Origin of the sequence: Zavarzinella formosa DSM 19928 (assembly GCF_000255705.1) — a bacterium.
Lineage (GTDB): Bacteria > Planctomycetota > Planctomycetia > Gemmatales > Gemmataceae > Zavarzinella > Zavarzinella formosa.
In genome coordinates this window covers 306,830-311,170 of sequence record NZ_JH636447.1, presented here as the reverse complement: position 1 = coordinate 311,170, position 4,341 = coordinate 306,830, and the positions used below count along the sequence as shown (strand labels likewise).

The following is a 4,341-nucleotide window of genomic DNA, read 5'->3' as shown; positions in this document are numbered from 1 at the left end:
CTGCACAGCGTCTGGTCGATGATGAACACGAAGCGGCCCCCCGCCGGCTCCAACGCCAGCATCCGGTCCCGCACCAGAGCCAGCGGCGGCCGTTGGCGAAGGCCCTTGCGGCCGAGAAACCGGCTGATCTGGGCGCGATGACGCGGCTCCGAGGCCACCGACCCCGAGGCTTGCGAGGCGCTCATGCGCCCCCAATGCAAACAAAACGCCGCCACGCAACGAATCACCAGGCCGAGCGCCCGGGGACTCAGGCCGGCCGGACGAAGAAACTGTTTGATTCCGGGGAGTCCTTCTTGCACAATCATGACCGAGACTCCTTCCGGTTGGTGATCACCCGGCCTCACGGCCCAACCGATCCGGCCGGGGGAGTCTCGTTTTTCTATCCCGGCCCACTCTCCTCAGCAAAAAGCGCAACTTCAAAACGCGCGAGCGAGGGTACCGCGACTCCCGGTGGTCCGGCGGTCCCCCGACGGGCTGACAACCTCTACCGATCATCCTTCCAAGGATTGTCAGGGCGGAATCCTGCCGGACGTAAAGACGGTAGTCTCTGCGGACATTTGCCTTTAAACCGCCACACCTTGCGGAACTCTGCCATAGATGCTTATGCCACGACTTCTTACATGAACTCGCGGCGATGCCGGGCAGGCGCTTCCGGCAGGTCGCAAAAACCGATCACCTGCGGGCCGGATGTCGTGTCGTGGTTGATCGGGGCATCGCCGTGATGGCGGCCCGAAGGAGGGAACTCGCATGACAGACACAGACACTCATCCGACACAAGGGCCGTTTGTAGGCTCGCGCTGCGTGGCCGGACCCGGCGGGCGCTGGGCGCCGGCGACGATTCGCGGCATCAACGAGGACGGCACGTTCAAGATCGAATTCGACGAAAAAGACCTTGTCATCATGCCGTATTGGAACGGGGTCACGCCCTCGGAAATCTCGTTTGACGAAGAACGCCGGTGGGCGCCGATCTTCGCCCGAATCAGCCCGGACGGCCGCTCGTTGGGCCGGTCCGGTTTCCCGGCCGCGCTCGTCACGCTTGGTTTTCAACTCGACGCGGACACGGCGAACAAGCTCTGGGACCGGGGCGTCCGGGCGCGATTCGCCGTGCCCGAAGGGGAGACGGCGGCCCGTGTTCTCGACGAGGACGAGACACGCCGATTGTTCCTGCAATTGGGCGTTTCCGCGAAGCTTTGCGAAGAGATGGCCGACCCGGACCGGCCCCGGCCTTGCCACAAGCTGTATTGGAACCAGTTGCGAATGGGGGGCCGCGACCCGTCCGAACTCCCCCGGCCGGTGACGCTGGACGACGCCTTCGCCGCCCTCGGGCTTTCGGCCGACCGGACCGACAAAACGAACGTTGCCTTCCTCCGCAAACTGGAGGAGAAGCACGCCGTCCGATTGCCGAAGACGCTGACAACACTGCTGAGCCTCGCCGGCGTCCGGGACGCGGTGGCGGAATGCCACTCGAACAATCCCGCGCTGGTGGAATTCCAGTTAAAAGCATGGCCGCTCCGGCGCGACATGCGGAAGCAGGAGCTAAACGGCGACTTCGCCCTCATCATCATGATTCCGCATCAGGGGGACCATGAGTGGGCCGCCGTCTTCGACGACGGCGAAGAAGACGCCCGCATCTATCTGCGCTGGGACAAAGACGATGGCGAAGGCTGGGCGCTCTCGGCCCCCGGCATCGGCCACTTCTTCTGGGATTTGGCCCAAACCGGTTTGGCGTGGTATCAGGACACAAAGTACAAAGGCGGCAAGCGCGTCCGGCGAACCGACATCGGCTTGGTCCCTGACAAATAAGGCCGCCCCCCGCCCGGCCCTCACGGACCGGTCTGGGTTAGGCGGTCTTTCAGACCGGGGCTGTCGGCGGGCATGTGATTTCACCCCCCAACAGTCGGAATGTACGATTGTTCCCATCAAAACGCCCGGCCTGAAAGGCCGATTAACCCAGACCGGTCCGTGAGGGCCGGGCGGCTTCTTCGCCTTGGTTGGTCATCAATGCGATTCGGTATAAGGCCGGCCTCGGGAGGATTTTCAAATGTTGTTGTTTCGGCCGGTGGGGTTGCGGGAAATGGAGTTGATCGCCGGGTCGGGCTATCGGGAGTATCCGCCCCGGTTGCCCGCCCAGCCGATCTTTTATCCGGTGGTGACGCGCGAATATGCCCGCTCCATCGTGACATCATGGAACAGCAAGGAATCGGAGGCCGGGCATTGCGGATTCGTCACGGAGTTTGACATCGACGACGATTTCGTCCGCCGTTACCCGGTCCAACAACTGGGCGGCGGCCCGGCCTTCCGCGAATTGTGGGTTCCGTCCGAAGAATTGGCCGAATTTAACGCCCGCATCATCGGCTCGATCCGTGTCATCGAATCGGTCTACGGCGAAGGATTCACCGGCGAACGAGACCCGCTTTCCGGCTTGCCGACGAGCGTTGTCCGGGCGGGCGAGCAGCGGTCCGGAGGAGACGATGCCGGATCGCCTTAATCACTAACGATGGGTTGAAATCTCGGACGCCTCAATTCTTCTGCGGCCCCGGCCGGGCTTTTGAAGTGGCGCTTTGTTGGGGTTTGGGTTTTCTCGCGGCCGGAGCCCGCAAAAAAACCAAACCCCAACAAGCGCCACTTCAAAACCTTGTGCCAAGAAGTTACTCCGCGCACCGGGGCAGGCGCACGATAAACTCGCTGCCGCAGCCTTCCCCGCCGCTTTGGGCTCGGCGAGAACAATCCGTGGTCGCTTGCTCATGGGAGGCTCCGCTCGGAGAGGCGATGCGAAAGATCGCCCCCTGTATCGACCACCGCGATCGCAGGTCGAATCAGAACTGTTGGCAACCGATCTTATCCGTCATGCTCGGTCTGGAGGGAATGAGGATTATTCTGAGCAATGGAATGCCAAATCACGAGAGGAAGAACGTCAATCACTGAGAGGAATATCCTGACATGGCGAAGAAATGGGCGTCTTTTTGATGATGGCGAAAATTGTCAGGATATTCCCCGACAGGGATTGGGATTGGCATTGCGTTTGCAATATTGCACTTGCTGTTTGAATGACCGCAAACAGTTGATGATTTTGAGAAATTCCCCAGAGCGTTCTCGTGGGGGATTTCCCACCCAATCAACCCTCGCCTTCCTCTGTCCGAGGAACCGAACCATGAAGAACATCCGAATTTTGCTGACTGACGATCGTGCCGTTGTGCGGGAGGGGTTGAAATCCCTCATTAACGCCCAACCCGACATGGAAGTGATCGACGCGGCGGATGGTGTGGAAGCGGTGGAGAAGTGCGAGGAACTGGACCCGGATTTGGTGGTCGTGGACATGTCGATGCCCGGCCTGAACGGCGTCCAGGTGACGACCCGCCTGCGGGAAGCCTGCCACAACCGCAAAGTGCTGATATTGACGGTCCATGAGGAAGAGGGATACCTCCGGCAATTGCTGATGGCCGGCGGTAGCGGGTATGTGCTCAAACGAGGGGCGACGACCGAACTGGTGCAAGCCATCCGGGCGGTTGCCTCCGGGGGCACTTATCTGGACCCGGCCGTCACCACTCAAGTGGTCAACACCATTGTGCGGCCAACGATCTCCCCGGCCGAGATGGCGGGGGTTGTGTTGAGCGAGCGGGAGACAGAAGTTCTCCGTTTCGTGGCCCAAGGATACAGCAACAAGGAAGTGGCCGCGAAACTGCGGCTGAGCGTGAAGACAGTGGAGACCTACAAGGCCCGTTCGATGGAAAAGCTCGGCATGCACAGCCGGGTGGACATCGTCCGTCATGCCAATCAGCGGGGCTGGCTGAAGGATCTCTGACCCGGTGTTCCCGGCCGCCTGATCCAACGATCACGACCGGGCGGCCTTCTCCAATTCCCCGCGCAGCGCGGCCTCCGGCATGACGCCGACATGCCGGGCAACCACCTTCCCCGATTTGATGATGAGCAGGGCGGGAATGGAGGAGACCCCGCACGCGGACGACAGTTCCTGATTGCGGTCCACGTTCACCTTGCACACCTTGTAATCCCGCGCCAGCGACTCCAACACCGGGTTCATCGACCGGCATGGCCCGCACCACTCGGCCCAGAAATCAACCAAGACCGGTTCGGCCGATTGAACCACTTCCTTTTTCCAGTTGAACTCATGCAGCAACATGATCGTCAACTCCTGATGAATGCTTCTTGCTTCTATTGATAGCCCCTCGTCGGGCGCCATGTCTTGGGTCGCCGAGACCGGCTTCAAGCACATGGCCGGAGTTGGATGGTTTCTTTTGACCGGGGATTCATGTGGCGTGTCGGTGATCGTCCGAACCTGAAGCGTGAGTTTTGAAGTTGGGCTTTTTTGTGGTTTTGAAGGTC

5 protein-coding genes are annotated in these 4,341 nt (G+C 60.9%); 3 read left to right on the top strand and 2 right to left on the bottom strand.

All coding sequences use genetic code 11. From position 1 onward, the window contains the following. The coding region (locus BGIM_RS65240; RefSeq protein WP_040891543.1) for a hypothetical protein at positions 1-305 on the bottom strand (305 nt) is incomplete at its 3' end. Between the two features lie 442 nt (positions 306-747). Between BGIM_RS65240 and BGIM_RS0138160 the strand changes: the two genes are divergently transcribed. The 3 genes from BGIM_RS0138160 to BGIM_RS0138150 all read left to right on the top strand — a co-directional run bounded on the left by BGIM_RS0138160 (position 748) and on the right by BGIM_RS0138150 (position 3,802). Further along, positions 748-1,803 (top strand): tudor domain-containing protein, encoded by a 1,056-nt coding sequence (locus BGIM_RS0138160; protein ID WP_020474877.1) that lies wholly within the window; start codon positions 748-750, stop codon positions 1,801-1,803. 238 nt (positions 1,804-2,041) lie between these two features. Then, positions 2,042-2,488 carry a hypothetical protein gene (locus BGIM_RS54660; protein WP_020474876.1) on the top strand — a complete coding sequence of 149 codons (447 nt, stop codon included), beginning with the start codon at positions 2,042-2,044 and terminating at the stop codon, positions 2,486-2,488. A gap of 663 nt (positions 2,489-3,151) precedes the next feature. Continuing rightward, on the top strand, positions 3,152-3,802 hold the full coding sequence (locus BGIM_RS0138150) for a response regulator (protein WP_020474874.1): 651 nt from the start codon (positions 3,152-3,154) through the stop codon (positions 3,800-3,802). A gap of 30 nt (positions 3,803-3,832) precedes the next feature. Here the strand turns inward: BGIM_RS0138150 and trxA are convergent. Continuing rightward, positions 3,833-4,341, bottom strand: a 509-nt coding sequence (gene trxA / locus BGIM_RS67515; protein WP_238537804.1) for a thioredoxin, incomplete at its 5' end; no start/stop codon positions are given.

Coding starts and splice junctions, on each gene's coding strand:
- BGIM_RS54660 (WP_020474876.1), top strand. CDS start 2,042: ATGTTGTTGTTTCGGCCGGTGGGGTTGCGGGAAATGGAGTTGATCGCC.
- BGIM_RS0138160 (WP_020474877.1), top strand. CDS start 748: ATGACAGACACAGACACTCATCCGACACAAGGGCCGTTTGTAGGCTCG.
- BGIM_RS0138150 (WP_020474874.1), top strand. CDS start 3,152: ATGAAGAACATCCGAATTTTGCTGACTGACGATCGTGCCGTTGTGCGG.